Here is a 25551-nt window from a genome sequence, read left to right on the forward strand (position 1 = left end):
TGTGTCTCCGTTCGACCGAACCCAGCAGCGTGACGAGCAGCTTTCGACGGGCCGCCTCCTCGACGAGGCCGTGGTACAGCCGATTCCCCACGGAAACCTCGCGCGGGGCATCGTCTGGGCCGACATCCTGGCCGACATCGCGGCCGACGATGAAGCCCGCCGTCGCAGGCACGACGACGAACTGCCGGAAGCGGCCTAGATTCCGCGTCAGAACACGGAGAAGGGTCGAGGGACGGAACCCGTCCCTCGACCCTTCTTTCGCGTGCCGACCGGCAGTCTCAGGCGCCGGTCGAAGCCTGTGCGGGCTCGGCGGGCCGCAGGACCGTGGCCTGGCCCGCACCGGCGATGAGCGCCGCGGCCAGCAGCGCGGCGCCGAGGCGTACGCCCAGTGTGCTCGCGGCGCGCCGAGGGGCGGCCACGGCGAACCAGGCCAGCGCGACGAGCGCGAGCACCACACCCGTGTGCAGCGCGGTCGCGGTGTCGTCCGCGCCCGCGAGCCAGGCCAGTACGAACTGCTCACCCGCGAACGCGGCCGCGGGCCAGAAGACCCACGGCGCGAACCGCCGCGCCCGGCCGACCGCCCGCGCGAACCTCGGGTCGCGGGAGAGCACCAGGTAGAGGGGGACGGCAAGCAGCCCGAGCAGCACCGGCACCAGCCGCTGCGACAGGTTCAGACCACCGGAGAGCAGCAGTTCCAGCACGGCGGCGCCACCGGCGAACCCGATCACCGCGGCCAGCGCGCGGCGGTCGGGTTCCGCGAGGAAACCACGCAGCAGGGCGAAGCCCGCGACGACCGGGACCGCGGCGAGCAGGGCGATCCGCAGCACCAGCGGGCCGATGCTGACCCCCACGGTCAGGACGTGGTCGTGCCCGCCACCCTGGGCCATCAGGGTGGCGGGCACGAACAGTCCTGCCGTGTCAGGCACCGGCTCCCACCGCGCAGGTGCACCGCATCAGCGCACGCTCCGCCGGACGTGGTCGCATGTGGAGGACCATCGCCACGACCATGGGCACGAACACGATCGCGTTGTAGAACAGGTGCAGCTCGACCCTCGGGAACACCAGCTGCGCGACGCTCGTCGGCACCTCGGTCCCCATGAGATACGCGCCGGTCATCGCCTGCAGCAGGAGCAGCAGGTGCTCGAAGTGGTGCCACACCTGGATCCACATGGCGGCGTTCCACCACGTCCTCGACCTGCCGACGAACCCGTGCCGCAGGGTCACGAACCCCACCAGCATCACGATGGCGTAGCCGTAGTGCAGCCACTCGGAGGAGACCAGCACAGGAAAGGCCAACCCCAGCACGCCACCGGCCTGCGGGCGGGGCCAGTCCAGCACGTAGATCTGGTAGGCCTGTACGAGGTGTTCCCCCCAGTGGCCGAGCACGACGACGAGGAAGACCGTCATCGCAACCTTGTGGTACCGGGTGTTGAGCAGCCCACCCGGTCCCAGTAGGCGATCCGTGCCGACAGAAGCCGTCATGCGCTCAAATCCTTGTCGCAGAAGGTGGTCTGTCCAGACTGCCAGCAACGGGAGTACGAGCCATCGGCCCGACGGTCCAATTCCGCCTCGGCGTCCAGACGACGAGGAACCTCCGGTTGCCCGATCAAGCCGGCACTTTCGGTGCCGGCAGCTCGGGCAGCTGGAACATCTCGACGAAACGGTGCAGTAGCGCGGGATCACCCTCGACGCGTGCCTGGCCGGTGGCCAGGACGTCGTCGGCGGTCATCTCGCCGGTCATCAGCGCGAGCAGCACGAACCCCAGGTCGAGCACGGCGTCCGCGCCGGGCAGCGGACCGGGGGCGACGTCGAGCACGCCGTCGTCGATCCTGGCGTTGAGCACGTGGTCGTTGATCCGCAGCTCGTAGCTCACCCGCACGCCACGCGCCGCCTCCGGCAGGAACGTCGCCTTCAGCGCCACCAGCAGGGAGGCGTCGGTGACGATGTCCTCGGGACGGGGCGTCGCGAGCGTGGCGGCACCCCACCGGCCGAACGCGAGCACCGCGTCCTCCAGCGCGCGGCCGTACTCGGTGAGCTCGTAGCGCACGTGGTCGCTGTCGACGTCGTCGTCGAGCGGCTGGACGACGCCACTGTAGGTCAGTTCCTTCAGCCGCCTGGTCACCAGCTTCACGGACATGAGGGGCAGGCCGGTGTGCAGGTCGGCGGCGGACTTCGGGCCGGTGAGCAGGTCGCGGACGATCAGGAAGCCCCACCGCTCCCCCACCATCTCCGCGGCCCTCGACAGGCCGCAGTACTGGCCGTACGTCTCGCGCACCGCGCTCTGCAGGTCGGCGACGACGGCCTCGAGGTGCATGGGGTCCGTGCCGCTGGTCGTGAACGTGAAGGCGTCGCTGGAAATCGTCAGGCGGCCGCGGTCGACGACCACCTTCCAGTTCGATTCGGTCATGGCCCAGCGTCCAATCTCCTCCGCGCACCGCGCGCGGGAACCGAAGGCGGGCAACGGTTTCCGCGCCGGGTGGGCGACGGTCGGTACGTGTTGTCCCATACTCCCGACCCGGGCGGGCCGCGCGCATCTCCGCGCGTGCCATTCGCACCGGCAGGCGGCATGATCACGCGGTGTCGATTTCGATTTCGCGCCCCCTACTATTCGTGTGCGTCGTGGGTTACCCTCGACGAAACTGGTAACTGTCGTAGGCTGATTGGCCAACGACAGCTGATCATGTCTGGCTTCGCCGCGAGGGGGACTCGTTGTGCGCGGCCGCCTGGTCTCCGACGTCGTGTTTGGGGGTAGGCGCTGGTGTTACGACTCATGGGCCCACTGGATCTGTCCAGCAACGGACGTGAATACGATCTCGGTGGGCCCAGACAACGGGTAGTGCTCGCGATGCTGGCGCTCAATCCGAATCGTGTCGTACCAGTGGAACTGCTCATCGACGCCGTGTGGAGCACGACGCCACCGACCACCGCCAGGGCACAGGTCCAGATCTGTGTCTCCGTTCTCCGCAAGATCTTCGTCGACGCCGGTGTCGCGTCGCGCATCCGGACCCGCAGCCCCGGCTACCAACTCGACGTGCCGCCCGACGAGCTGGACACCGAACAGTTCGCCGCGCTCGTCGCGACCGCGCGGGCGCACGCGAGCGCGGGTCGCAACTCCGAGGCGGTCGCGACCCTGCGCACCGCGCTCGACCTGTGGCGCGGCAAGGCACTCGCCGACCTCGACAGCGATCTCGTCCGCCGCGGCGCCGACCAGCTGGAACACGCCCGGCTGACGGCGGTCATGGAACGCATCCAGCTCGACCTCGCGCTCGGCAGGCACGAGGAGGTGGTCGGCGAGCTGACCACGCTGGTCGGGGAGCACCCGCTGCGGGAGCGGCTGTACGAGTTCCTCATGCTCGCCCTGTACCGATCCGGACGGCAGGCCGAGGCACTCGAGGTGTGCAGACGGGCGCGGACCACCCTGGTGGACGAGCTCGGCATCGAGCCGGGCAAGGCCCTGCAGGACCTCGAGACGTCGATACTGAACCGGGTCCCGGAGCTCGACCTCCCCGACACCGCCGCGATACCACTGCCGGAAGGTCCGCCGCGCGCGCCTGCGCCGGAGGACACGCCCCTGGTCATGCCCCGCAGGCTGCCCGCGACCATCGCCGACTTCACCGGCCGGGAGGAACAGCTCGCCGAGATCAGGCACGCGCTGGCCGACGACCACCGGCGTTGCCGCATCGGCATGCGGATCGTCGCGATCTCCGGGAAGGGCGGCGTCGGCAAGTCCACGCTCGCCATCCGCGCCGCCCACGAGCTCCGGGAGGTCTACCCGGACGGCCACCTGTACGCCGACCTGGAGGCGCCGTCCGGCGTGGGCCGGGTGCAGTACGTCCTCGACCGGTTCCTGCGTGCCCTCGGCGTCGACGGCAGCAGCATCCCCGAGGACGCCGAGGAAAAGGCCGACATGTATCGGAGCAGGCTCGCGAACCTGCGGGTGCTGGTCGTGCTGGACGGTGCGGCGAGCGAGGAGGAGGTCATCACCCTGCTGCCCGCCGGCCCGGGCTGCGCGGTGATCGCGACCAGCCGGTCGCCGCTGTCCGGGCTGCCCGGTGCGCACCTGGTCGCCATCGACCCGCTGGACGAGGCCCTCTCGCTGGAGATGCTCGCCAAGATCATCGGCCCGGAGCGGATGACGGCGGAACGCGACGCCGCGGTCGAACTGGTCGATTTCTGCGGGCGCCTGCCGCTCGCCATGCGGATCGCGGGCGCCCGGCTCGCGTCCCGGCCACACTGGCGGCTGGACGTCCTGGTCGCACGGCTGCGCAACACCGCACGTAGGCTCGACGAGCTGACCTACCACGGGCTGGAGCTGCGGTCCAGCATCGGGCTGACCTACCGGGTGCTCCCGCCCGACAGCAAGCTGCTGTTCCGGCTGTTCGCCCTGGTGCCGCCTTCTGAGTTCGCGGGCTGGACGGCGGCCGCGCTGCTGGACCGCGACCCGTTCGACGCCGAGGAGGTGCTGGAGCACCTCGTCGAGACCCAGCTGCTCGACACCGTCGCCTACCCCGGCGAGAACCCGCGCTACCGCTTCCACGACCTGATCCGGGTGTACGCGCAGGAGCGGCTGCGGGAGGAGGAGACGGACGAGGAGCGCCACGCCGCGGTGGTCCGGCTGATCGGCGCGCTGCTCGCGAAGGCGGAGGACGCGCACTGCAAGGAGTACGGCGGCGGTTACACGATCCTGCACGGCAACGGTCCGCGATGGCGCCCCCACGGGGACACGGGCAGCGACATCGACGACCCCATGGAGTGGCTGGAGTCCGAGCGCCGGTCGCTCGTCGCGGCGGTGCGCCTCGCCGCGGAGGTCGGCGAGGACGAACTGTGCTGGGACCTCGCGCTGACCGCGGTGACGTTGTTCGAGGTGAAGGGTCATTTCGACGACTGGCGGGAGACCGCGGAGGTGGCGCTCGCGGCGACCAGGCGGGCGGGGAACCGGCGCGGCGAGGCTGCGATGCTGTACTCGCTGGGTTCGATGTCGATGTCGCAGCGGCGGCTGGCGACGGCCGAGGAACGCTTCACGGCCGCCCTGGCGATCTTCCGCGCCGACGGCGAGGTGCACGGGTGCGCGCTCGTGCTGCGCAACGCGGCCATGGTCGACCGGCTGCGCGGCCGGTCGACGGCGATGCTCACCAAGTACCACGAGTCGCTGCGGCTGATGCGCGAGGTCGGCGACCCGGTCGGCGAGTCCGGCATCCTGCGCAGCCTCGCGAAGCTGCGGATCGACGAAGGCAACACCGACGACGCCCGTCAGCTGCTCGAACAGGCGCTGGAGTGCATCCGCCGGGCCAACTACCTGCGCGGCGAGGCGCAGGTGGTCATCCGGTTCGCCGAGCTGTACCTCGGCGAGAACCAGGTGAACGAGGCGCACAGGGCGCTCAACCGGGTGCTGCTGATCGTGCGCAACATCGGCGACCGGATCGGTGAGGCGCACGCGCTGTACGGGGTGGGCGTGGTGCGGCTGCGGTCCGGCAGGCTGGACAACGCGAAGTCCACGCTGCAGCACGCGCACTCGCTGGCCCGCCGGGTCGGTGAGCGGCTCATCGAGGCGCAGTCCCTGTACGCGCTCGGGGAGATCGCGCTGGCCAGGGGCAACAGCGCGACGGGCATCGAGCACCTCGCCGAGGCCAGGCAGCTGTTCGAGGACCTGGGGTCGACGGTGTGGCACGCGAAGGCCCTGATCCTCATCTCCGACGTGCACCAGGGAGCAGGGGAACTCGACCGCGCCCGGTGCGAGGTGGCCAGGGCCGAGGAGTTGCTCGCCGGCGCCGATTCCAAGGAGGCCGAACAGTTGGCCGCCGAGCTGGAGTCGGTCAAGGCGACGCTGTTCCCCAACATCGTGAACATCATCAGCTGACGCCGCCGCGACTTTCCGGCCGGCGATATACGGTGACGCCATTTCCGCGGATGCCCCGCGGAAATGGCGTCACCGACACCAGGCCGGAAACCCTGGCAGCGTCAACGCGCTGCTCGCGTCACGGAGTCGGCGAGTCCCAGGGCGAGTCCGCGAGGACGGTCACCTCACTGTGCACCGCATCGTCCTGACCTAACGCGCCGACCGGTCCGGCAACGACCAGCAACCCGGCGGCACCGGCCAGTGTGACGAGCGTGGCGGCGGCGATCTTCTGCAGACTGAACATGATTATCTTCCCTCGACCCAGTGTGTTTTCGTCGGCAGGCGTTCCCTGCTCGAGAACCAGTCAACGACCGGTCGCTTTGCATTGACATTTCACGGGTTAACCACCCGCTATCGCCCGGCGATAGCGGACCGATGGGACGGAAGTAGGGAGCAGGAGAAGATTTGCCCACATCAGGTTGACAAGTGGAGAGGCGAGCGCGATGGCCGACACGGTCCTGCGACTCGACGCAGAAGATGTGTGGCGCACCCTCGAGAGCCTCGACCCGGTCGCGGTGCTCGCCGAGGAGCTGATCAAACGTGCCATCAACCACCCGGACCGGGAACGGGCGGACACCTGCCGGCTCCTGCCATGGGCCGGTGACGAGCGGTACCTGCTCGCCGAAGGGGTCTCGCCCGGCCTGAGCTGCGCCGTCCCGACCGCCGCGCTGCGGATGGTCCACCTCGCCGCGTTGTCCTCGCTCGCGACGCGTGAACTGCTGCCCCCCGGCGGCATCACGGTCGCGATGCTCGGCACCAGGGAGGAGACCCAGGCACAGCTCGCCGTCCTCGCCAAGCACGTACCCGACATCGTGCACGTCGCCGTGCGGGTCATCGACTCGCCGGAGGCCGGCACGCTCGAGCCACGCCTGCTGGACCAGCTCGACCTGGGCGGCATCGGGCTGTCGATGGTGACCGCGCTGGCCGACTCGCTGTTCGGCGCGAACCTGGTCGTCGTGGTGAGCGAGGACGGGCTCTCGGAGGGCGGCGAGCACGCGGGCGTCAAGGACCTCGTGCGGGGCACCGTGCTGGTGAACGCATCCGGGCACGACCTGCCCGCCGACCTCGTCGAGCACGCCGATCAGATCTACGTCGACGACCTCGCACTGCTGCCCGCGCACCCCGACCGCAACGTCGTGGCGGGCCACGTGACGCACACGGCCGCCGGCACGACGTTCAACGGCGGACGCGGCCGCCCGCCCGCGATCTCCTCGGACCTCGGCCTGCTGCTCGCCGGCGCCCGACCCGGCCGCGAGCAGCAGGACGACATCGTGCTGGTCGAGCTGCTGAGCGCGGACGCCCCGAACACCCACCTCGCCTACGTGATCGCCGAAACCGCCCTGCGCGGCGGCTTCGGCGAACGGGTGACGGCATGACCGCCGACACGGGATGGAGAGTGACGACCATGGCTGACGGGGTGCGCGAGGGCCATGACCGGGACTTCTGCCGCAGCCAGCGCCACGGGGGCGTCGCGTCCCGCACCATCAGCGGCCTCTCCGTCTGCACGGAGTGCCGTGACCTTGCCGAGGAGAACCTGATCGAGCTGCCGCAGCTCTACGACATGTGCGCCTACATGCTCGACGTGCGGCCGCCCCGGCAGCGTGAGCGGGTCAGCGGCCACCGGCCCCACGGCATCGTGCTGCGGGACGCGGTGGTCAGCATCCGTTCGGACATCCTCGGCGTGCTCGCGTCGTGGTGCGGTCTGGTGGCGGGTGAGCGCGGCGTACCGGGGCCGGACGAGCTGAGCATCCCCCGTCTGTCGACGTTCGTGCTGATCCACTTCGGATGGCTCACCGCGCACCCGGCAGGCGCGGACTTCACCGACGAGCTCGCGGCGCTGGCCGACCGGGCCCGTGCGGTGCTCACCCCGGAGACAGCCACCGAGATGTCGCTCGGCCCGTGCCCGCGTCCCGGCTGCGGCTGGACGCTGCGCGCCGAGGGCCATCCGCCGAAGTGGATCCGCTGCGAGGCGGGTCACGAGTGGCCGCCGAGCCAGTGGTTGCAGCTGATGCGCGACGGCGGGCTGGACTCATCGATGGGAGGTGGCGAGTGACCACGAACCTCCGCCGCATGACGGTGCCGACCCAACTGGCGGCGCTGGCGGCCGGGGTGCCGGAGGCGACGATCCGCAAGTGGGCGAGCCGGGGCCGGCTCACCCGCTACGGCACCCCCGGCCGGGCCGAGTACGACCTGGCCGAGCTGTACGTCCTGGTCGCCGAACGCGAGGGCACCAGGGTGACGTGAGAACACGGAACACGACGATGGGGAGAGGGCCATGGGACACCATGGAAAATTGTTGGCAGAATGCACGCGGCGATACCGCGGCGTATCCGGCGACGTATCCCCCGATCGTGTACTCGAATGCCGCTTGACAGCCACTCAAGCATCTGTCACGCTTTTTGACAGCGGAGCTGTGTCCATTTTCCGAATGCCCATTCACTGAGTTCGGTGAATGGGCATTCGTGTTTTCCGGATCGGTCCGGGCATCATCGAAAAGAGAGAGAACATGCAAATCGAAATCAACGTGCTCGGTCCTCTGGAGGTCGACGTCGGCGGGGTTTCCATCGTGCCGACGGCGAGCAAGCCGAGCCAGTTACTGGCCATTCTGGCGCTCAACGCGGGCCGGGTGGTCACCGTCAACACCCTGACCAACGAGATCTGGGGAAGCCATCCACCACGCAGCGACGTGGCGACGTTACACACCTACATCCTCAAGCTGCGCAGAAACCTGGACATGGCACTGGCGGACCAGGGAGGGCTGACCGCCAAGGACATCCTGATCACCCGGCGGGCGGGCTACCTGCTGGCCGTCGAGCCGACCGCGGTGGACGCGATCCGCTACGAGCAGCTCTCGTCTGCGGGCAGGCAGGCGGTCAACGACTCCGACCACGAGCGTGCGTCGCGGACACTCGCCGAGGCGTTACGACTGTGGCGCGGACCGGCGCTCGCCGACCTCCCGATCGGACCACAACTGGCGATCGAGGCCATGCGCCTCGACGAGAACCGGCTCGGTGACCTGCACCTGCGCATCGAGGCCGACCTGAAACTGGGGCGACACCACCAGCTGCTCGGCGAGCTCGCGACCCTGTGCGTGCGGCACCCGATGCTGGAGAACTTCTGTGTACAGCACATGATCGCGCTGTACCGCAGCGGCAGGCAGAGCCAGTCACTCGCGGCCTACCGGCGGCTGCGGGCGGAGATGGTGGAACACCTCGGTGTCGAACCGTCGCCACGTGTGCGGCACCTGCACCACGCCATCCTGACCGGCCAGCTGTCGGTCGAGGACCCGAACGCGATGTACAACGTGTGATCCCGTACCGGCAGCGTCAGCCGAGGAGTTTGTTCAGGCCGGAGTAGCCGACCTCCTCGAGGCGCTTGCCGGACGTCGCGAAGTAGTCCGCACCGGCGCGGATCCCGTGTCCCTCGACCATGCGGTTCATGAAGTTGAACAGGGCGCACACCATGACGGCGTGGTGGAGAGCGCGCTCCTCCCAGCCCGCGGCCAGGACCTCGTCGGCGTCGGCCCTGGTGACCGACGACGGCGCGGTGGTGAGCTTGCCGACGAAGCGCAGCACGGGGCGCATGCGCTCCTCGACCAGGACCGTGTCGACGTCCGAGACCGCCGCGGGGGCCGCCCCTTCGGGGATGCCACAGGCCTCCGCCGTGACCGTGTGCACGCCGTGGCAGTAGCCGCAGGCGTTGAGACCGGAGACGTACGCCGCGATCAGCTCGCGCTCCCCCGCCGTGAACGGGGACGGGCCGCGCATGACGACCTCGTGATAGTCCAGCAGCGGCCGGGACGTCTCCGGGTACGCGCGAAAGACGTCCATCAGGACCGCGTCGTCGGGCAGGGATGGCAGGTGGGCCACGGCGTTCCTCCAGGGGACCTAGGGGTCGTCGTTGATCGCGAGACGTTCGATCTCCTCGCGGCGCAGCCAGCAGGCCGCGAGGTACACCCGTTCCGCGGCACCCGCCGCCACGCCCGCCGCGGCGACGACGGCCTCCGCCGCCGCCCACTGCCTGCGCAGCGCCGCGGACCGGTACGCGCCGGCCGGGGCCGCCGCCGTCAACCGCGGCAGCGCCGACCGCCACCGCCGACCGCCCGCGTCGAGCGCCGCCGCGACCGTGAGGTCCCGCCGCGCTCCGTGCCGCACCTGGTCCGCGACCAGGGCGACGGCGACCGGGTCGTTTCGGTCCGCGGCCACGCCGAGCCCGGCCAGCAACCGCTCTGGCCCGAGGCCCATCAGCAGCACACCGAGCTCGGTGCCGGGTTCTTCGTCGACCGAGGGGAGGGTGAAGACGGTGTCGTACTCAGACATGCACCACCGCCGACTGTTCTCGCAGGCCCGCGGTGACGCTCGTGGCGATACGGGCGGTGGCCACCCGGTGGCCGTCGATGTTGCGCCCGGCGGGGCCGAGCACCATGCAGGTCGGCGCACCGGCCACGAACACCCTCGGCTCGGCGCGGTACGCGAGCGTGCGCTCGTCGAGGTCCGGCCAGCCGTCCCGCGCGCCGACGACGTCGCCGGGCAGCAGGCCCGTACCCGCCGACGGGACCGTGCCCAGCGCCAGCCACACGTGGTCCCCGGCGACCCGCGTGCCGTCGGCGAGCAGCACCTCGCCGTCGCCGACCGCGGCGACCTCGGCGCCCCGGTGCACCGTGAGCCGTCCGTCGGCCTCCGCGGCCCGCAGCGACGGGCGGAACTCGAACATCACAGAGGCACGTCGTTCGCGCCGCATCAGAGCCATGCGGTCGGCCCACGGCACGCCGTCGAAGCGGGCCCGCCCTTCCGCGCGGAAGAACGACGCGTTCACGTCCGAGCACTGGTAGCGCTCGGACTCCTGGCGCAGCACCCACGACACGCCGGCACCGCGGTCGAGCGCGTTGTGGATCAGGTGCGCCGACGTCAGCCCGGCCCCGACGACCACCTCGTGTCCCGCGCTCGCGGGCGGTGGCTCGTCCCAGTACCCGACCGCGGCGGGGCGTTCGCCGGACCACCACCCGGCAGGCGCCTCCCGGCGTTCCTCGCCCTGGCACAGCACGACGTACCGGGCGTCGACGGCGAACCCGTCACCCCTCACGGTCACCCGCCTGCCGCCGAGGTCGAGTTCGCGGACCTCGCCGCGCCACAACCGGTCCGGTACGCCGTGGATCGCCGAGGTGTGGCGGCAGTAGGCCTCGAACACGTCGACGGGCACCACCGAACGGTGGCCCGCCTGCGACATTCGGACCTCGCGGCGCTCGACCGGGGTGAGCAACGACCAGTGCATCCTGGCGAAGTCGCGCAGCTCGCAGTCGCGGTAGCCCTCGACCCCGGGGTGGTGCTCGTACGGCGAGCGCAGCACCCGCTGCCCGAGCCGGTCGATCCGGTCAAGGAACCGGCCGGCCGGCCTGCCGTCGCGGTCGACGATCACGACGTCGTGCACCCCGAGGTGCCACAGCGCGGCCGCCACCGCCAGACCGGCCGGACCCGCGCCGACGACGACCACGTCGGCGCTGCCCGGCACCGGGCAGGCGGGCACCGGTTCGGGCGCCGGATAAGCGGGCCAGTCCCGGTGCCGCGGCGAGGCGAGCAGGTCGGGGTGCGGCAGGAACCGGGTCACCCGATGACCGTGACGGGCACGATCACCTCGATGGTCGGCCGGTCCGGCATGCCGTCGGTGACCATCTGCTGCAGCAGTTCCTCGGAGCGCTCCGCGCTGTCCGAGGACACCGGGCTGTACCTGGCGTGCGCGTACGCGGGCCTGCGCGCGTCGGTCTCGATCTCGAACACCTTGAGCACGGCCTCGCCGGGGCGGACCTCGCCGTCGAAGAACGTCAGCCTGCGCATGTCGGGGGTGAGGAAGGACTTGGCGAACTGGCGCGACATCACCATCGCGTCGCCGCCCTCGACGAAGTGCGTGTCCTCGTCGGTCGTGACCTGCATGGCGACCCAGGTCTGGTCTGTCAGGTTGGTCTCCGACTTGATGATCTGCCACCGGCCGGGCTCCGGCAGGTTGATCGACACCGACACGTCGTAGTCGACGGCGTCGATGGCCCCGGAGACCATCAGCACCCGCCGACGTACGTCGGCGACCCCCGCCATCTGGATGTCCCGGGCGCGGACCCGCCCGGAAACGTCTAATCCCGGAACCTCGAGCGACGACATGAACACTGACCTCCCAGACACGTGTCGGGTGGAAACCCCGGCGGACGCGTTCCGCACGACCAGCGTGACACAACGCCGGGGACCACTCAATACTCTGATCTGTCCACAAAGGACTAATGCTGGCTCAGGCCGCGCCTGTCACCGGCCTGGTGTTCGCCGCCGTCGGCAGCGGCGCACCGTAGGTGACGTCGACGCCCCGGTCCCTGGCCGCGCGCACGATGCCGGGGATCGCCCGCTCGGCGAGCGCCGCGATCGTGAGCGCCGGGTTGACGGTCAGCGCACTCGGCACCGCGGCACCGTCGGTGACGAAGATGCCGGGGTGGCCGCGCAGTTCGTGCCGGTCGTCCAGGGCCGAGGTGGCCGGGTCGTCACCGATCCGGCAGGACGACAGCGGGTGCACCGTGTACGCGCCCACCAGGTCGTTCGTCCACGGCGCCACCGTCGCGAGGCCGTCGCGCTCGAGGATCTCCTTCGCGGCGGCGTCGGCCTCGGCCCAGCCACGCAACGTGTTCGGCGTCGGGTCGTACTTGAGCGGTCCCTTGCCGAGCATCTGCTGGGAGATGCGGTACGCGTTGCCGGTGGGCGGCGGCGGGCCGAAGACGCCCTCGTTGTCGTCCTCGGTCATGAGGAAGATCGTGAGCCACGACTTCCACTTCTTGAGCATCTCCTTCTTCTCCTTGCCGAACCAGGTGGCGCTGGTCTTGCCGGGCACCTGGGCGAGGATGGTGCCCAGACCGGGCGGGAAGTAGAGCTGTTCCATCGAGAAGCGGGAGTACTCGGGCTTGTCGCCGTCGATGTTGTCCCAGCAGGCGACGACCGGGCCCTTGCCGATCTGGTTCGCCTCGTAGACCGCGCCGTTGGGCCTGCGCAGGCCGAGCACCTCGCCGACGCGTTCCTCGTTGATGATCGCGGTGTTGAGGCGTTCGCCGTTGCCGGAGAAGTACCGGCCGACGCCGTGCGGCATCTTCCCGAGTTCCTCCTCGGAACGCTGGAGGATCACCGGGGTGGCGGCCGAGCCCGCGGCGAGGACGACGATCTTCGCCTCGATGACGCCGCTGCCGGTGGTGACCCGGTAGTCGACGTCGTCGATGTTGTTGTAGTGGACGCGGTAGTTCCCGTCCCCGGTGCGCGTGATCTTCTGGACCTCGTGCAGCGGCCGGATCTCCGTGCCGTGCGACAACGCGGCAGGCAGGTAGTTCAGCAGCATCGACCGCTTCGCGTCGAACCGGCAGCCCGCCATCATCCAGTTGCAGTTGGTGCATTTGGCCGTGTCGATGCCGACCGGGACGGGGTTCGCGGTGTGGCCCGAGTGGTGGCACGCGGCGGCCCACAGCCCGCCCGCGTAGCTGATGTCGTTCCAGTCCTGCTGACTGACCGGCAGCACCTCGGACACCCGGTCGTACCACGGATCCAGGGTTTCCCGGGTGATCGACGCCGGCCACATGCGGCGGCCGATCGACCCCTGCTTCTCGAAGACGTAGTGCGGAGCGCGGGGCAGCGCGGCGAAGTAGACCACGCTGCCGCCGCCGACGCAGTTGCCGCCGAGGACGCTCATCCCGTCCCCGGCCACGAAGTCGAACACCCGCGTGTAGGACTTGCCGAGGAGGTAGTCGTGGTCGAAGTCCTTGCCCTCCAACCACGGGCCGCGTTCCAGCACGACGACCTTCGCGCCGCCCGCCGCGAGGTGGTAGGCCGCGATGGACCCGCCGAAGCCACTGCCGACGACCAGGACGTCGGTGCTCTCCGTCGCGCTCATGCCGGGCTCCCGGATTCCGTCGTGTTGGGGTGGCGTTTGGCCAGTTCCTGGCCATAGCTGAAGTCGGGGAAGCGCCACAGGCCGTCACTGTCCGGCTTGGCGAAGCCCATCTGGATCAGACCGGGATGGCCGTCGGCGATGGCCTCCCCGGTGCTGCGGTGCGCGGCGCTGTCGTAGGCCATGTTGGTGAACATGGCGAGCAGCACCCAGCCGCTCTGCTCCGGGTGGCCGGGAGTCGTCAGCGTCGCCACCAGCGCCACCCGGTCCTCGTAGTCCAGCGCGACGAACGCGGGCACGTCCTCGTCGAGGGCGCGGCCGTGCTCCGCGGCGTACGCGGCGGCGTGCCCGTTGAGGGACTCCGACAGGGGACCGAGCCCGGCGGTGATCCCGGTCGCGGGATCGTTCAGCAGTTCGAGCGCACCGGCCTCGACCGCGCCGGGATCGTCGCACACACCGGCGATCGCCCGGTCGTCCGGACCGCGTTTGACACCCGGAACAATTGTGTCCGCGAATGCCTCCAAGGTACTTGTCCGGACCTTGTCGTCGAATTCGGCGTCTGCTGCCACGGCTCCTCCTATCTGTGCCGCACGCCGGATCGCGAGCGGTTCGAAACCGTTCCGGCCACTGCTTTCGATTCTGCTGACCGCTGACGGCGCCCGCATCTCCTCCTGTGCCCACCCGCACTTACCGGGATGCGCCTACCTGCGAAATCGAGTGTCCCTTGAGTCTCCGTCGACCGATCTTGAGCCGCCGGTAGTCCGAACATCGAGCCGGAAAGGACCCTGGTTGCCAGCAAATTCCTACCACCATACGGTCGATTAAGCCAAACGTTGAGATAATCCTTCGATTGATCGGTGCCAGCAATGGACGATTTCATCGTAAAAGCGGTAGAGCGCGTGATCCGCGCGATGCAGGACAATTTAGGAGAACCGATCACCATCGACGACATGGCACGCACCGCCATGTTCAGCAAGTTCCACTTCTCCCGCATGTTCCAGCGGGTGACGGGGATCTCGCCTGGCCGCTTCCTGTCCGCGCTGCGCCTGCAGGAGGCCAAGCGCCTGCTGCTGACGAGTTCGTTGACCGTGGCCGACATCAGCCATCTGGTCGGCTACAACAGCATCGGCACGTTCAGCTCCCGGTTCCGGATGAGCGTCGGCGTCTCGCCGACCACGTACCGGCAGTACGACGGCTACGTCGCCCCGCTGGACGACCACCTGCGCCTGCACGGCCAGCACTCGACGGTGCGGGGGCACGTGCACCACGCGCCGGACTCCCGGCCGGGCCACATCGTCATGGGCCTGTTCCCGGACCGGATCGCGCAGGGCATGCCGATCGGGCACGCGACGCTCGCCCGCGCAGGCGAGTTCACGATCGCCGACGTGCCGGACGGCACCTGGCACCTGATCGCACGGTCGGTCGGCGCGGACTCCGCGGAGGTCTACGTGGCGGCCTTCGGTCCGTTCGCGGTCGCCGACGGTGCGTCCCACCGTGCCGTCGACGTGTGGCTCCGACCGCGGTTGATCTTCGATCCGCCCGCGCTGCTCGCCCAACTGGACGAGACCATGCTGGTCGCCAGTGCACGGGTTCCCGGTGGGGCTGAGGAGGCCGCCCTGCCGGGAGCCTGACCAACCAGGGGAACGCTCCGTCCCGCATCGGCGCTGGACGGGGCTTTTCTGTGTCCCGCTGCTTTCTGTGTTCGCTGTTTTTGTGTGTTCGCTGTGCTCGGCCGCCATGCACTGATCGGCGCTTTCGGGCATCGCGTGACCCGAAAGCGCCTGCACGGTGCCGGACGGTCAGGCGGCCTTCGTGACGGAGCCCCGGAAGTGGGCCCTGATCCGCTCCCGCCACAGCTCGTAGGCCGGGCTCTCGCCGGGCCCCGCGTCGTCGTGCTCCACCGCGACCGTGGCCGCCAGGATGACCGCGTCCTCGACGGATCCGCCGGTGAAGACCTCCACCCCGAGCTTGCTGTGCTCGGGCAGGTGCCCCGCCGCCATGCGGGCCGTGCCCGCGAACACCGCGCCCAGCGCCACCTCGTCCGCGTGTCCGCCCGCCAGCCTGACCACCTCGGCCAGCCCCTCGGCCGAGCAACCGCCCGCGAAGGTGGCGGCCAGACCGACCCCGCTCCACAGGTCCGCGCGGCGGGCCGCCGGGAACGCCTCGACCGCGGCGGCGACCTGGGCAGGCCGCGCACCCTGGATGAACCACAGCGCCCGCCCGACTCCCTGGTCCGCCGCGCGTGGGAAGTAGTCGGGCCGGCCGGTCCACGGGTACGGCCTGAACGGCCGCTGCTCGTCCACCACCTGACGGGTGTGGAAGTAGGCCCGGTCGAACCCGTAGCCGTCGACGGCCAGCCAGCTCATGGTCGGGAAGAACGGCACACCCTCCAGGTCCGGCATGATCCCGCGCCACAGCACCCTCGGCAGCCGCGCCATCGCGAAGCCGATGCCGATGTAGGTGAGGAAGATGTGCGGCAGGCCGGGCCCCTCCAGCAGTTCCTTGGTCCGCGTGCCCTTGCCGCCCGCCATCGCGTCACGCACCGCATAGGCCATCGCCGCGCCCTCGTAGGCGAAGCCGCGCAGCTCGGGCGACACCGTCGCGAGCCTTCGTTCCACGTCCCAGAGCCCTCGGTGCTCGATCCCCCACTCGAACCCGCAGACCACGGACTGCGGGATCGCCTCCAGGTGCTCCGCCGCCGGTGTGCCCGCGGCCGGGAAGCCGCGGTCGGCGAACGTCACCGCTCGCAGCTTCGGGGTCAGCACCAGCCTGCGCAACGTACCCAGGATCGCGGGCATTCGTTCCTCCCTTGTCGCCTACGGGCTCAGCGCGCGATGGCGTCCGGCACCCATTCGTTGACCATGAACCTCGGGTCGTCGATGACCGGGTCCCCCACGAGCACGGCCTGGTGCAGCATCCGCAGCCGGGGCGACGGGTCGACGCCGAACTGGTCGCGGATCGTCTCCCACATCTCGTGGTAGACCTCCAGTGCCTGGCCCGGCCTGCCGCAGCGGTAGAGCGCGAGCATGAACTGCGCACGGAAGTTCTCCATGTGCGGGTGCCGCGCGCACAGCGCCGCGAGGTCGCCGAGCAACTGGTGGTGGCGGCCGAGGCAGAAGTCGGCGTCGATGCGCAGCGTCAGGTCGGTCAGCCTGCTCTCGGACAGCCGCGTCGACTCGATCTCCAGGTGTGGCCCGACGGCGACGTCCACGAGGAGCGGACCACGCCACACCGACAGCGCGGCCCGCAGCATCCGCTCCGCGGTCACGTAGTCGCCGTCGGCGCCCGCCGCGCGGCCGGCCGCGGCCAGCCGCATGTACCTGTTCACGTCCAGGGTGTCCCGGTCCACCAGCAGCGCGTAACCCGTGTGCCGCGTCTCGAGGATCTTCCTCGGCTCGTACCGGTCCGCGCCGGGCAACGCACCCCCGATGAACTTCCGCAGCTGCATCACGTAGGTCTGCAGAGTGCTGCTGGCACTGCGCGGCGCCTTGGCCCCCCACAGTTCCTCGATGAGCGTCGCGGCGGTCACGACCCGGCCCGCGTTGAGCGCGAGCACCGCAAGCAGGTGGCGTGGCTTCGCCGCTGTCGGCACGATCGAGACGCCGTCGATGGACGCCTCGAACGTTCCCAGCACATTTATTTCAGCTCGCATGGTCTGCTCATTTCATGGTGTGCCTCTCCGCAGAGTAAGGCCGTGCGGCGGTGTCGCGAATATCCTGGAATGCGACCACGGCGGCCAATTGTCTTCTTATCCACCGGACCGCATCTTCGGAGTCGTGCACCCGCCCTACCAGCGCCGGTCCGCCCCACCGCACAAGGAGAGTAGCTCCGCGTCGCCGTCGCACTGCATGCTGGAAACCGTCAGTCGGCGGTGATCGGCGCGCATTCCGCGGAAGAGCCGCGGTGACCACAGTCAACACTATCCCGGCCGGGTGGTCGCACCGTCCTGCCGGAAGGGAGGACTGGCATGGCCGCGTACGACGAACTCCCCGGCGGGTCCCGGTGACGCCGCGGCGGCGCGAGCCGCAACCGGGCACCGAGCCGGTGACCGTGCTGCGCACCGGCGCGGAACAGGAGACCGCCAAACGCGCGCTGCGGGACGTGATGGCACAGTTCGCCACGGGCATCACGGTCCTCACCGCGCGCGGCACGCTGGCACACGCCATGACCGCCAACGCGTTCACGTCCGTCTCGCTCGACCCGCCGATGGTGCTGTGCTGTGTGGCCCGCACCGCGCGCATGCACGAGACCATCCTGGACGCCAAAGGCTTCGGCGTCTCGGTGCTCAGCAGCGACCAGGAGGGGCTGGCGCGCTACTTCGCGAGCCGCGGCCGCCCCGGTGGCATGGCCCAGTTCGAGCGGATCGACTGGTTCCCCGGGCGCCACACCGGCGTGCCGCTGCTGACCGGCTCCCTCGCCTGGCTCGAGTGCGACCTCGAGGAGGTCTACGAAGGCGGCGACCACTCGATCTTCCTCGGTCTGGTGCGCAGCGCGAGTCGCGGCGCGGGCCAGGCGCTGCTGTTCCTCGACGGCGGCATGCACCGGTACGACCCGCCGACGGCGCGATCCGCCTGACCGGACCGGAACCAAGCGGCACACACAACCTGGGGGTCACCCATGGACACGCAACTGGACGAGGTGGGCGCACCGACGCTGCGCGGCGACCGGAATCCCAACCACGAGTGCTACCGGCAGGTGCGCCGCAACGTGGCGCAACTGCTCGCGCAGCCGCGACCGGTCGACGACCCCGTCGTCCCGGCGTGTCCTGACTGGACGCTGCGGGGCCTGCTGACGCACCTGGTCGGCGTCGCCGCGGCGGCGATCGGCCGGATGTCGGGGTGGCCGCCCGCCCAGTCGTCCTCCTCCGCGGACATGGACATCCCGGAGCTGGTCGCGACGTGGGAGAAGCTCGGCGCGGAGGCGGACCTGCTGCTCGCCGACGCCGGCGGCCGGTGCGGCAACATCCTCGTGATGGACGCGTTCACCCACGAGCTGGACATCCGCTACGCCATCGGCGCGGAGCTGCCCGCGGCGCACCCGGCGTTCGCGGGCGCGTTCGCGGTGCTGGCAGGCGGTTTCGCCGACGCGGTGAGCGCACACGACCTGCCCGCGCTGCGCGTTTCGGTCGGCAGTACACAGTGGATGATCGGGGACGGGGACCCGGCCGCCACGCTCACCGCGACCCGCTACGACCTCTACCGGTCACTGGCCGGGCGGCGCAGCCACCACCAGATCACGGCACTGGACTGGACCCGCGACTCGCACCGGTGGTTACCCGCTTTCACTTGGGGCCCGTTCACGCCGCCCCGCTCCGCTGTCGAGCCCGTCGGCCTCGTCCGGCGCGTCCAGCGGTTCTGACGCCTCTGGAGGGAAATCGCGGGCGAACACCTCCGCCGAGGCGAGCACGGAAGCTGTCGCCGCCTCGGCGGAGTCACCCGCGCCCACCATCAGCGTGACCAGCTGGCTCTCGAAGACGCGGTCCGCGTCGCACGGATCGATCAGATAGTCGCCGATCTCCAACGTGGCCTGGCCGTGCATGGCGAGCCACATGTGGTGGGCCACCAGCATCGCGTCCTCCTGGGCGAACCGCCCGTCCTCGATGCAGCGCGCCGCGCAGTTCACCACCGGCACCAGGTTGAACCGGCCGTACTGCCGGTCCTCCTCGGTGAGTTCGAAGCCGGCCAGCGTGCGGCCGCCGAACATCACCGAGTAGAGGTGCGCGTTGTCCACCGCCGTCCTGCGGTACACGCGACCGATCACCGCGAGGTCCCGTACGGAGTCCTCGGACGTCCCGATACGCTCGAACGCGGCCGCCAGCCGCCCGAAGCCCTCGTGGACCATCTCCCGCACCAGACCACTCATACTGCCGAAATGGGTGTAGACGGCCATCGTCGAGGTACCCGCCAGTTTCGCGATGCGACGGCTCGACATCGCCTCCGGGCCCTCCTCGGCGAGGAGGCGTGCGGATATTTCGATCAGTTCCGACCGGGTCGCCGGGTCACGAGGTCGCGGACTCATGTTGACAACATTACATAACGCCGCTACCTTCGTAATACAACACTGTTATGGATCGTGTCCCACCGCCGCGATTCCCTGTCGGAGAACAAGGTGCAGCCCATGGACGAGTCCCGCAGGCAGGACACCACCCTCCCCCGCGCGCGGTTTCGGCTGGAAACCGGCATCGAGGTGCTCGACGACTGGTCGGCGACGGCGGCCCAGCCGGCGAAGAACGCCGTGCACAAGGCGCTCTTCGCGATGCTCGACGGCACGCTGTTCCGTACGTACCGGATCGTCGACGACTACCAGCGGCCGAGTGAGCTGTTCGTCATCGTCAAGGACGACCTCGTGATGAAGATCCGCATCAACTGCTTCGACTCGTTCGGCATCGTCCACATCGGACCGCCTGCCCAGTCGGCGGGCTTCCGTCGAAGCGGCACACAAGGCATGCGCGGATAAGACAAGCTCGCCCGGTCGCGGTCATCCTGGAACGGAGAAAGCGACGGGCGAGAGGACAAGGCGCGTGACACAGCGAGACGTGATCTCCGACCTGACCGCGGAAGCCGAGGAGTTCGAGGGACTCGTCGCCGGTGTCGACGAGTCGGCGTGGCAACGGCCGACCCCGGCCCCCGGTTGGACCGTGGCACACCAGGTCGCGCACCTCGCGTTCATCTTCCGCCTCGCGGGCACCGCCGCCTCCGACGCGGAACTGTTCGGCGCGATGGCCGCGAAGGCCGCCGCGAACTTCGAGGGCGCGGTCAACGCCGCGCTCGCCGAGTACCTCGGCGACCCGCCGGAGGTGCTGCTGTCGCGCTGGCGCGCCGAACGCGACACGGCGATCAAGGCACTCGCCGCGGTGCCCGCCGACCAAGTCGTGCCGTGGCTGGTCCGGCCGCTGCCGCCCGCCGTGCTCGCCTCCGCGGGCATGATGGAGCTCTTCGCGCACGGCCAGGACATCGCCGACGCGCTCGGCGTCACCCGTGAGCGCACCGATCGGCTGTGGTGGATCGCGCTGTTCGTCTCGCTCACGTGGGACTTCGGCTACCAGGCGCGTGGGCTGACCCCACCCGCCGCGCCGTTCCGCTTCGAGCTGACCGCACCGTCGGGCGCCACGTGGGAGTTCGGCCCGGCCGACGCCGAGCAGAAGATCACCGGCCCGGCCGAGGACCTGTGCCTGCTGGCCACGCGCCGCCGCCACCGCGACGACCTCGCGCTCACCGCGACCGGCGCCGACGCCGACGCCTGGCTGAACATCGCGCAGGCCTACCGCGGTCCCGCCGGTGAAGGCAGGCGGCCCGGCCAGTTCAAGGCCTGACGCGCACGCCATGGGGGTCCAGGCGGTCCGCGGCGCGGTCCAGGTCGACCGGGACGACCCTGCCGAGGTCCTCGCGGCGACCCGCGAACTGCTCGCGGAAGTCGTGCGGCGCAACGGTTTCACCGCAGACGACCTGATCAGCATCGTGTTCACCGTGACTCCGGACCTGACGAGCTGCTTCCCCGCGAGTGCCGCGCGGGACCTCGGCCTCGTCGACGTCCCACTGCTGTGCGCGACCGAGGTCGCCGTCCCCGGCGCGCTGCCGAGGGTGGTCCGGCTGCTCGCCCACGTCGAAAGCGATCGTCCGCGCTCCGCGGTCCGCCACGTGTACCTGCGCGGCGCGACCCGGCTGCGGCCGGACCTGGCAGCATGAGAAGGGAAGTGCCGTGGTCGTCGTCATGATGCCGGGTGTGGAGACCGAGGCCGTCGATGCCGTCGTGACCCGCGTCGAGGCCGTCGGTGGACAGGCGTTCGTGAGCCGCGGCGTGAGCCGGGTGATCATCGGCCTGATCGGCGACGTCGAGACGTTCTCCGCGCTCGACCTCGCGGGCATGCCCGGTGTCGCCCAGGTGACGCGCGTGTCCACCGAGTACAAGCTGGTGAGCCGCGAACACCACCCGGAACGCTCCGTGGTGCACGTGCGCGGCGTGCCGATCGGGCCGGACACGGTCACGCTGATCGCGGGTCCGTGCGCGGTGGAGACGCCGGAGCAGACCCTCGCCGCGGCGCAGATGGCGCAGGCCGCCGGCGCGACGATGCTGCGTGGCGGCGCGTTCAAGCCGAGGACGTCGCCGTACGCGTTCCAGGGCCTCGGCGAGCAGGGGCTGCGGATCCTCGCCGACGTGCGCCAGGAGACCGGGCTGCCGATCGTGACCGAGGTGGTGAGCGCGCACGAGGTGGCGATGGTCGCCGAGTACGCGGACATGCTGCAGATCGGCACGCGGAACATGCAGAACTTCGCGCTGCTGCAGGCGATCGGTGAGACGCGTGTGCCGGTGATGCTCAAGCGCGGGATGAACTCGACCATCCAGGAATGGCTGATGGCCGCCGAGTACATCGCGCAGCGCGGCAACCTGGAGATCGTGCTGTGCGAGCGCGGCATCCGCACGTTCGAGACCGCCACCCGCAACACACTGGACGTCTCCGCGGTACCGGTGGTCCAGCAGCTTTCCCATCTGCCGGTGATCATCGACCCCTCGCACTCGGGCGGGCGCAGGGAACTGGTGCTGCCGCTGAGCCGGGCGGCCATCGTCGCGGGCGCGGACGGCATCATCGTCGACGTGCACCCGCAGCCGGAGCAGGCGTTGTGCGACGGCGCGCAGGCACTGGTCGCGAAGGACCTCGGCGTGTTGGCGCGGGCGGTCACCGACCTGACGGCGTACATGGGCCGCAGTCCCGCGCGGCGCCGTTACCGCAGTGCCGGCTGACCGATAACATAAGCGGTGGATGGAATCCGTCACCGAAATCGAGCTTCGCAGGCTCGGCCGGCGCTACGCCGTGCTCGTCCGCACGGCGGTCCTGGTGTGCGCGTGTGCCGCGGGGTCGTTCCAGAACCCGGGCTGGGCCGTCGCGATCGCGGTGGTGGCGCTGGGTTCGTGGACCGCCGTGTACGCGCGGCACTCGTCCCGCCGGTGGCTGCTGCCCGCGGACACGTCGGTGGTCGTGGCGTTGTGCTTCACACAACGGTGGGTCGTACCGCCGGACTCGTTGAGCGACAGCACGAACTGGGTGCTCGCGATCGTCTCGATCACGGTCGTGGCACACCAGTGGTTCACGACGATGACCGGTGCCGTGCTGCTGACGACCGCCGTCACGAGCGCACACCTGCTCGGCGTTCTCCTCGCCGCACCGGAGCTCTGGGCCGATACCGTCCTCATTGGACTGTGGACGTTCGCGGAGGCGGCACTGTCGCGGGTGTTGTTCCTGCTGGTGCGCACGGGAGCGCGGCGAGCGGACCGTGCGGTGGCTGCGACGGAACGGGCACGCCGGGCCGCCGCGGTCGCCGCCGCCCGCCGCGCGGACGAACGCGAACACCTGGCGGTACTCCACGACACGGCCGCGGCCACCCTGCTGGCGGTCGGCGCGCACATGGTCGACGGGTCGGAACCGTGGCTGTCCCGGCAGGCGGCCCGTGATCTGGAAGCCCTTGCGGCACACCACACCCTCGCGGCGGACCACTCGGCCGTCGACCTGGTGGCGGCGCTCCACGACGTGACACGGGACGGGCCGGTGCGCGTGACCTGGCAGGCACTCGGCGCCGTCCCCCTGCCCACCGCCCCGGCCGCGGCGATCACCGCGGCGGCACGGGAAGCCCTCACGAACGTGGCGCGGCACGCCGGCGTCGACACCGCCACGGTGACGGTGGCCCGTGCGAACGGGACCGTGACCGTCGAGATCACCGACCACGGCCACGGCTTCGCGCCAGGGCGGGTCTCCCCGCACCGCCGCGGCGTCTCCGGCTCGATCGAGGAGCGGATGACGCGGGCGGGCGGGCGCGCGACGGTGACCACCAGCCCCGGCGCGGGCACCCGCGTCCGCCTGGAGTGGCCGCATGACTGAACTACTCGTCGCGGGCAACGTCTTCCGCGGTCTGCGCCTCGCCACCCTCGCCATCACCGCGGGCACCCTGTACGGGCTCGCGTTGCCGCTGCTGCTGGCCAACCCGGACGTCTACCGGAGCCTCCCGCGGCAGTGGCTCGCGTTCGCGGTCCTGACCGTGGTCGTCGCCGTGGTGGGCGTCCAGATCCTGCGGGACCGGCCGCTGGGCCGCCCGCGCTGGGTGCTCGTCGCGGCCGTGTTCGCGGCGTCGGCGCTCGCCACCACCGCCATCCCGGCCGAGGAGCTGATGTCCGAGGCGGAGTGGTCCTACGGCGTGATCGGCTGGTTCGGGCTGCTGTTGCTGGTCGACCACAGCGCGCTCGCCACGGCCGTGTTCCTCGGCGTGCACACGGTCGGCAGCTTCGGCCAGCTCGTCGCGACCGGGCAGGGCGGGCAGGCCGCGGACCTGGTCGTCGTCACCGCCGTCGTGCTCGGCTGCGAGCTGCCCGTGCTCGCGGCCGCCATGGCGTTGCGCAGCCTCACGGCGAGGACCGCGGCCGCGGCGGAACGGGTGGCGCGGATGCGCACCGCCGACGCGATCGCCGAGCAGTTGCACGCCGACCGCCGCGCCAGGTACGGCGACCTCGCGACGTCGACCGTGCCGCTGCTGACCGACCTGAAGACCGGCGCCGCCGACCTGTCCGACGACCGCGTGCGCACCACCTACGCGGTGGCGGCCGCGCGGCTGCGCCGGTTGTTCGCCGAGCACGACGAGGTGGTCGACCCGCTGCTGCACGAACTGCGCGCCTGTCTCGACCTGGCGGAACGCAACGGGGTCACGGTCTACCTCGGCTCGTGCGGCGAGCACCCGACGCCCCCGCTCACGGCCCGCCGCGCGCTGACCGAACCGGTGCTGCGGGCGCTCGCGGCCGCCGGGACGCGGGCACGGGTAACGGTGCTCGGCTCGTCCGACGGGGTCACGGTGAGCGTCGTCGCCGACGCACGAGAGGTGCCGGGACCGGAACCGGAACCGACGGGAGGTGACGGCGTCACAGTGACGAGGCTGGTGGACGGGAAGGAGGTCTGGGTGGAGGCCACATGGCAAGCGCGGACGTGACGACGGCGGTCGTCGTGGACGACCACCCGGCGATCGTCTCCGGGCTCGAGGCGTGGTGCGCGGCGGCCGACCCGCCGATCGAGGTCGTGGACTCCGGTCCCACCCCGGCGGTGGCGTGGACCGGGCCGGGCGCCGACGCCGACGTGGTCGTGTTCGACCTGCAGCTGACCGAGCAGGTACCCGCGTTCACCGACCTGCGGCGCCTCGTCGACAACGGCCGTCAGGTGGTCGTCTACACCATGCGCGAGGACCGCGACACCATCCTCACCTGCCTCGACATCGGCGTGTCCACCTTCCTCGCGAAGACCGAGGGCCCCGGCCATCTCGTCGGCGCGATCCACGCGGCGGGCAGCCACCTGCCGTACACGCCGCCGCTGATGGCGCGCGCCATGAGCACCGACAACCGGCCCGGCCGCCCGGGCCTCACGCCGCGCGAGGTCGACGTGCTCGTCAACTGGTTCGCCTGCGAGTCCAAGGACATGGTGGCCCGCAAGCTCGGCCTGTCGGTGCGGACCGTGAACAGCTACATCGACCGCGTCCGCATCCGGTACGCCAACGTCGGCCGACCCGCTTCGACCAAGGCGGCGTTGGTGGCGCGGGCCATCCAGGACGGTCTGGTCGGGCTCGACGAGCTGTAGGTGCAGGGTTTCCCTCCGGGGGGTCCTCGCCGGACGGGCGGATTCGGGACACTCGACGTCCCGGAGGCGGCTTTCGCGTCTCGTGTGGGTCGAACGACCGTCGCGGGGCGTGCTGACCAGGCATAACGTGTCGGGTGGCACCACCACG

Annotated in this window: 29 protein-coding genes; 16 read left to right on the forward strand and 13 right to left on the reverse strand. The window is 70.5% G+C overall.

Features of this window, described 5'->3' with window-relative positions; all coding sequences use genetic code 11:
- Window position 1 precedes the first annotated feature (1 nt).
- Window positions 2-199: a hypothetical protein gene (locus ACIBVP_RS27485; RefSeq protein ID WP_396109232.1), complete on the forward strand. Its 198-nt coding sequence runs from the start codon at window positions 2-4 to the stop codon at window positions 197-199.
- Window positions 200-278: 79 nt separating this feature from the next.
- On the opposite strand, the gene ACIBVP_RS27490 is transcribed toward ACIBVP_RS27485, so the two are convergent.
- From ACIBVP_RS27490 to ACIBVP_RS27500, 3 genes are all read right to left on the reverse strand, one after another.
- Window positions 279-926, reverse strand: a complete 648-nt coding sequence (locus tag ACIBVP_RS27490) for a DUF6239 family natural product biosynthesis protein (protein WP_396109233.1) — start codon at window positions 924-926, stop codon at window positions 279-281.
- Window positions 919-1482 carry a hypothetical protein gene (locus ACIBVP_RS27495; protein WP_396109234.1) on the reverse strand — a complete coding sequence of 188 codons (564 nt, stop codon included), beginning with the start codon at window positions 1480-1482 and terminating at the stop codon, window positions 919-921. The genes ACIBVP_RS27490 and ACIBVP_RS27495 overlap by 8 nt, the downstream gene beginning before the upstream one ends.
- 124 nt (window positions 1483-1606) lie before the next feature.
- Window positions 1607-2407, reverse strand: a complete 801-nt coding sequence (locus ACIBVP_RS27500) for a winged helix-turn-helix transcriptional regulator (RefSeq protein WP_396109235.1) — start codon at window positions 2405-2407, stop codon at window positions 1607-1609.
- A 363-nt stretch (window positions 2408-2770) separates the two neighbouring features.
- Between ACIBVP_RS27500 and ACIBVP_RS27505 the strand changes: the two genes are divergently transcribed.
- Window positions 2771-5857, forward strand: a complete 3087-nt coding sequence (locus ACIBVP_RS27505) for a BTAD domain-containing putative transcriptional regulator (protein ID WP_396109236.1) — start codon at window positions 2771-2773, stop codon at window positions 5855-5857.
- 118 nt (window positions 5858-5975) lie between these two features.
- Here the strand turns inward: ACIBVP_RS27505 and ACIBVP_RS27510 are convergent, their stop codons facing one another.
- Window positions 5976-6140, reverse strand: coding sequence for a hypothetical protein (locus ACIBVP_RS27510; protein WP_396109237.1), 165 nt, complete (start codon window positions 6138-6140; stop codon window positions 5976-5978).
- A gap of 199 nt (window positions 6141-6339) precedes the next feature.
- Here ACIBVP_RS27510 and ACIBVP_RS27515 point away from each other — a divergent pair, with 199 nt between their 5' ends.
- The 4 genes from ACIBVP_RS27515 to ACIBVP_RS27530 all read left to right on the forward strand — a co-directional run bounded on the left by ACIBVP_RS27515 (window position 6340) and on the right by ACIBVP_RS27530 (window position 9206).
- On the forward strand, window positions 6340-7272 hold the full coding sequence (locus ACIBVP_RS27515; protein WP_396109238.1) for a hypothetical protein: 933 nt from the start codon (window positions 6340-6342) through the stop codon (window positions 7270-7272).
- Between the two features lie 29 nt (window positions 7273-7301).
- Window positions 7302-7949 carry a hypothetical protein gene (locus ACIBVP_RS27520; protein ID WP_396109239.1) on the forward strand — a complete coding sequence of 216 codons (648 nt, stop codon included), beginning with the start codon at window positions 7302-7304 and terminating at the stop codon, window positions 7947-7949.
- Entirely contained in the window at window positions 7946-8140 is a 195-nt protein-coding gene (locus ACIBVP_RS27525; RefSeq protein WP_396109240.1) for a transcriptional regulator, read from the forward strand. The genes ACIBVP_RS27520 and ACIBVP_RS27525 overlap by 4 nt, the downstream gene beginning before the upstream one ends.
- A gap of 262 nt (window positions 8141-8402) precedes the next feature.
- Window positions 8403-9206: a BTAD domain-containing putative transcriptional regulator gene (locus ACIBVP_RS27530; protein ID WP_396109241.1), complete on the forward strand. Its 804-nt coding sequence runs from the start codon at window positions 8403-8405 to the stop codon at window positions 9204-9206.
- A 16-nt stretch (window positions 9207-9222) separates the two neighbouring features.
- Here the strand turns inward: ACIBVP_RS27530 and ACIBVP_RS27535 are convergent, their stop codons facing one another.
- From ACIBVP_RS27535 to ACIBVP_RS27560, 6 genes are all read right to left on the reverse strand, one after another.
- Window positions 9223-9765 (reverse strand): carboxymuconolactone decarboxylase family protein, encoded by a 543-nt coding sequence (locus ACIBVP_RS27535; RefSeq protein WP_396109242.1) that lies wholly within the window; start codon window positions 9763-9765, stop codon window positions 9223-9225.
- An 18-nt stretch (window positions 9766-9783) separates the two neighbouring features.
- A complete protein-coding gene (locus ACIBVP_RS27540) occupies window positions 9784-10215 on the reverse strand; it encodes a DUF6187 family protein (protein ID WP_396109243.1) in 432 nt (143 codons plus the stop codon).
- Window positions 10208-11500 carry an FAD-dependent oxidoreductase gene (locus tag ACIBVP_RS27545; protein ID WP_396109244.1) on the reverse strand — a complete coding sequence of 431 codons (1293 nt, stop codon included), beginning with the start codon at window positions 11498-11500 and terminating at the stop codon, window positions 10208-10210. The genes ACIBVP_RS27540 and ACIBVP_RS27545 overlap by 8 nt, the downstream gene beginning before the upstream one ends.
- Window positions 11497-11982 carry a DUF6423 family protein gene (locus ACIBVP_RS27550; RefSeq protein ID WP_396109313.1) on the reverse strand — a complete coding sequence of 162 codons (486 nt, stop codon included), beginning with the start codon at window positions 11980-11982 and terminating at the stop codon, window positions 11497-11499. Before ACIBVP_RS27550 ends, ACIBVP_RS27545 begins: the two co-directional genes overlap by 4 nt.
- Window positions 11983-12169: 187 nt before the next feature.
- Window positions 12170-13801 (reverse strand): GMC family oxidoreductase N-terminal domain-containing protein, encoded by a 1632-nt coding sequence (locus ACIBVP_RS27555; protein ID WP_396109245.1) that lies wholly within the window; start codon window positions 13799-13801, stop codon window positions 12170-12172.
- Entirely contained in the window at window positions 13798-14367 is a 570-nt protein-coding gene (locus ACIBVP_RS27560; protein ID WP_396109246.1) for a DUF5987 family protein, read from the reverse strand. The genes ACIBVP_RS27555 and ACIBVP_RS27560 overlap by 4 nt, the downstream gene beginning before the upstream one ends.
- 330 nt (window positions 14368-14697) lie before the next feature.
- On the opposite strand from ACIBVP_RS27560, the gene ACIBVP_RS27565 reads away from it, so the two are divergent.
- Window positions 14698-15429 (forward strand): helix-turn-helix transcriptional regulator, encoded by a 732-nt coding sequence (locus tag ACIBVP_RS27565; RefSeq protein WP_396109247.1) that lies wholly within the window; start codon window positions 14698-14700, stop codon window positions 15427-15429.
- A 168-nt stretch (window positions 15430-15597) separates the two neighbouring features.
- On the opposite strand, the gene ACIBVP_RS27570 is transcribed toward ACIBVP_RS27565, so the two are convergent.
- Both ACIBVP_RS27570 and ACIBVP_RS27575 read right to left on the reverse strand, forming a co-directional pair.
- A complete protein-coding gene (locus ACIBVP_RS27570; RefSeq protein WP_396109248.1) occupies window positions 15598-16596 on the reverse strand; it encodes a DUF1702 family protein in 999 nt (332 codons plus the stop codon).
- Window positions 16597-16622: 26 nt separating this feature from the next.
- Entirely contained in the window at window positions 16623-17450 is an 828-nt protein-coding gene (locus tag ACIBVP_RS27575; protein ID WP_396109249.1) for a BTAD domain-containing putative transcriptional regulator, read from the reverse strand.
- Window positions 17451-17902: 452 nt separating this feature from the next.
- On the opposite strand from ACIBVP_RS27575, the gene ACIBVP_RS27580 reads away from it, so the two are divergent.
- Together ACIBVP_RS27580 and ACIBVP_RS27585 are read left to right on the forward strand one after the other, a co-directional pair.
- Window positions 17903-18373: a flavin reductase family protein gene (locus ACIBVP_RS27580; RefSeq protein WP_396109314.1), complete on the forward strand. Its 471-nt coding sequence runs from the start codon at window positions 17903-17905 to the stop codon at window positions 18371-18373.
- Between the two features lie 42 nt (window positions 18374-18415).
- The gene (locus tag ACIBVP_RS27585; RefSeq protein ID WP_396109250.1) at window positions 18416-19156 is read left to right on the forward strand and encodes a maleylpyruvate isomerase family mycothiol-dependent enzyme; all 741 of its coding nucleotides are present in this window, start codon (window positions 18416-18418) and stop codon (window positions 19154-19156) included.
- Here the strand turns inward: ACIBVP_RS27585 and ACIBVP_RS27590 are convergent.
- The gene (locus ACIBVP_RS27590; RefSeq protein ID WP_396109251.1) at window positions 19070-19816 is read right to left on the reverse strand and encodes a TetR/AcrR family transcriptional regulator; all 747 of its coding nucleotides are present in this window, start codon (window positions 19814-19816) and stop codon (window positions 19070-19072) included. The genes ACIBVP_RS27585 and ACIBVP_RS27590 overlap by 87 nt on opposite strands.
- A gap of 99 nt (window positions 19817-19915) precedes the next feature.
- Between ACIBVP_RS27590 and ACIBVP_RS27595 the strand changes: the two genes are divergently transcribed.
- From ACIBVP_RS27595 to ACIBVP_RS27625, 7 genes are all read left to right on the forward strand, one after another.
- On the forward strand, window positions 19916-20254 hold the full coding sequence (locus ACIBVP_RS27595; RefSeq protein WP_396109252.1) for a DUF6235 family protein: 339 nt from the start codon (window positions 19916-19918) through the stop codon (window positions 20252-20254).
- Between the two features lie 64 nt (window positions 20255-20318).
- The gene (locus tag ACIBVP_RS27600; RefSeq protein WP_396109253.1) at window positions 20319-21110 is read left to right on the forward strand and encodes a TIGR03084 family metal-binding protein; all 792 of its coding nucleotides are present in this window, start codon (window positions 20319-20321) and stop codon (window positions 21108-21110) included.
- 10 nt (window positions 21111-21120) lie between these two features.
- A complete protein-coding gene (gene aroH, locus ACIBVP_RS27605; protein WP_396109254.1) occupies window positions 21121-21483 on the forward strand; it encodes a chorismate mutase in 363 nt (120 codons plus the stop codon).
- 13 nt (window positions 21484-21496) lie between these two features.
- A complete protein-coding gene (aroF, locus tag ACIBVP_RS27610; RefSeq protein ID WP_396109255.1) occupies window positions 21497-22537 on the forward strand; it encodes a 3-deoxy-7-phosphoheptulonate synthase in 1041 nt (346 codons plus the stop codon).
- Between the two features lie 19 nt (window positions 22538-22556).
- The gene (locus ACIBVP_RS27615; protein WP_396109256.1) at window positions 22557-23669 is read left to right on the forward strand and encodes a sensor histidine kinase; all 1113 of its coding nucleotides are present in this window, start codon (window positions 22557-22559) and stop codon (window positions 23667-23669) included.
- Entirely contained in the window at window positions 23662-24765 is a 1104-nt protein-coding gene (locus ACIBVP_RS27620; RefSeq protein ID WP_396109257.1) for a hypothetical protein, read from the forward strand. Before ACIBVP_RS27615 ends, ACIBVP_RS27620 begins: the two co-directional genes overlap by 8 nt.
- Window positions 24747-25403: a DNA-binding response regulator gene (locus tag ACIBVP_RS27625; RefSeq protein ID WP_396109258.1), complete on the forward strand. Its 657-nt coding sequence runs from the start codon at window positions 24747-24749 to the stop codon at window positions 25401-25403. Before ACIBVP_RS27620 ends, ACIBVP_RS27625 begins: the two co-directional genes overlap by 19 nt.
- The last annotated feature ends 148 nt before the right edge of the window (window positions 25404-25551 follow it).

Source organism: Actinophytocola sp. NPDC049390 (assembly GCF_044466355.1).
Classification (GTDB): domain Bacteria; phylum Actinomycetota; class Actinomycetes; order Mycobacteriales; family Pseudonocardiaceae; genus Actinophytocola.

Excerpts from the sequence above, each read along its gene's own strand:
- ACIBVP_RS27495 (WP_396109234.1), bottom strand. The coding sequence starts at position 1,482 with ATGACGGCTTCTGTCGGCACGGATCGCCTACTGGGACCGGGTGGGCTG.
- ACIBVP_RS27500 (WP_396109235.1), bottom strand. The coding sequence starts at position 2,407 with ATGACCGAATCGAACTGGAAGGTGGTCGTCGACCGCGGCCGCCTGACG.
- ACIBVP_RS27505 (WP_396109236.1), top strand. The coding sequence starts at position 2,771 with ATGGGCCCACTGGATCTGTCCAGCAACGGACGTGAATACGATCTCGGT.
- ACIBVP_RS27510 (WP_396109237.1), bottom strand. The coding sequence starts at position 6,140 with ATGTTCAGTCTGCAGAAGATCGCCGCCGCCACGCTCGTCACACTGGCC.
- ACIBVP_RS27515 (WP_396109238.1), top strand. The coding sequence starts at position 6,340 with ATGGCCGACACGGTCCTGCGACTCGACGCAGAAGATGTGTGGCGCACC.
- ACIBVP_RS27520 (WP_396109239.1), top strand. The coding sequence starts at position 7,302 with ATGGCTGACGGGGTGCGCGAGGGCCATGACCGGGACTTCTGCCGCAGC.
- ACIBVP_RS27530 (WP_396109241.1), top strand. The coding sequence starts at position 8,403 with ATGCAAATCGAAATCAACGTGCTCGGTCCTCTGGAGGTCGACGTCGGC.
- ACIBVP_RS27540 (WP_396109243.1), bottom strand. The coding sequence starts at position 10,215 with ATGTCTGAGTACGACACCGTCTTCACCCTCCCCTCGGTCGACGAAGAA.
- ACIBVP_RS27550 (WP_396109313.1), bottom strand. The coding sequence starts at position 11,982 with ATGGCGGGGGTCGCCGACGTACGTCGGCGGGTGCTGATGGTCTCCGGG.
- ACIBVP_RS27555 (WP_396109245.1), bottom strand. The coding sequence starts at position 13,801 with ATGAGCGCGACGGAGAGCACCGACGTCCTGGTCGTCGGCAGTGGCTTC.
- ACIBVP_RS27570 (WP_396109248.1), bottom strand. The coding sequence starts at position 16,596 with ATGCCCGCGATCCTGGGTACGTTGCGCAGGCTGGTGCTGACCCCGAAG.
- ACIBVP_RS27575 (WP_396109249.1), bottom strand. The coding sequence starts at position 17,450 with ATGCGAGCTGAAATAAATGTGCTGGGAACGTTCGAGGCGTCCATCGAC.
- ACIBVP_RS27580 (WP_396109314.1), top strand. The coding sequence starts at position 17,903 with ATGGCACAGTTCGCCACGGGCATCACGGTCCTCACCGCGCGCGGCACG.
- ACIBVP_RS27585 (WP_396109250.1), top strand. The coding sequence starts at position 18,416 with ATGGACACGCAACTGGACGAGGTGGGCGCACCGACGCTGCGCGGCGAC.
- ACIBVP_RS27590 (WP_396109251.1), bottom strand. The coding sequence starts at position 19,816 with ATGAGTCCGCGACCTCGTGACCCGGCGACCCGGTCGGAACTGATCGAA.
- ACIBVP_RS27595 (WP_396109252.1), top strand. The coding sequence starts at position 19,916 with ATGGACGAGTCCCGCAGGCAGGACACCACCCTCCCCCGCGCGCGGTTT.
- aroH (WP_396109254.1), top strand. The coding sequence starts at position 21,121 with ATGGGGGTCCAGGCGGTCCGCGGCGCGGTCCAGGTCGACCGGGACGAC.
- ACIBVP_RS27615 (WP_396109256.1), top strand. The coding sequence starts at position 22,557 with ATGGAATCCGTCACCGAAATCGAGCTTCGCAGGCTCGGCCGGCGCTAC.
- ACIBVP_RS27620 (WP_396109257.1), top strand. The coding sequence starts at position 23,662 with ATGACTGAACTACTCGTCGCGGGCAACGTCTTCCGCGGTCTGCGCCTC.
- ACIBVP_RS27625 (WP_396109258.1), top strand. The coding sequence starts at position 24,747 with ATGGCAAGCGCGGACGTGACGACGGCGGTCGTCGTGGACGACCACCCG.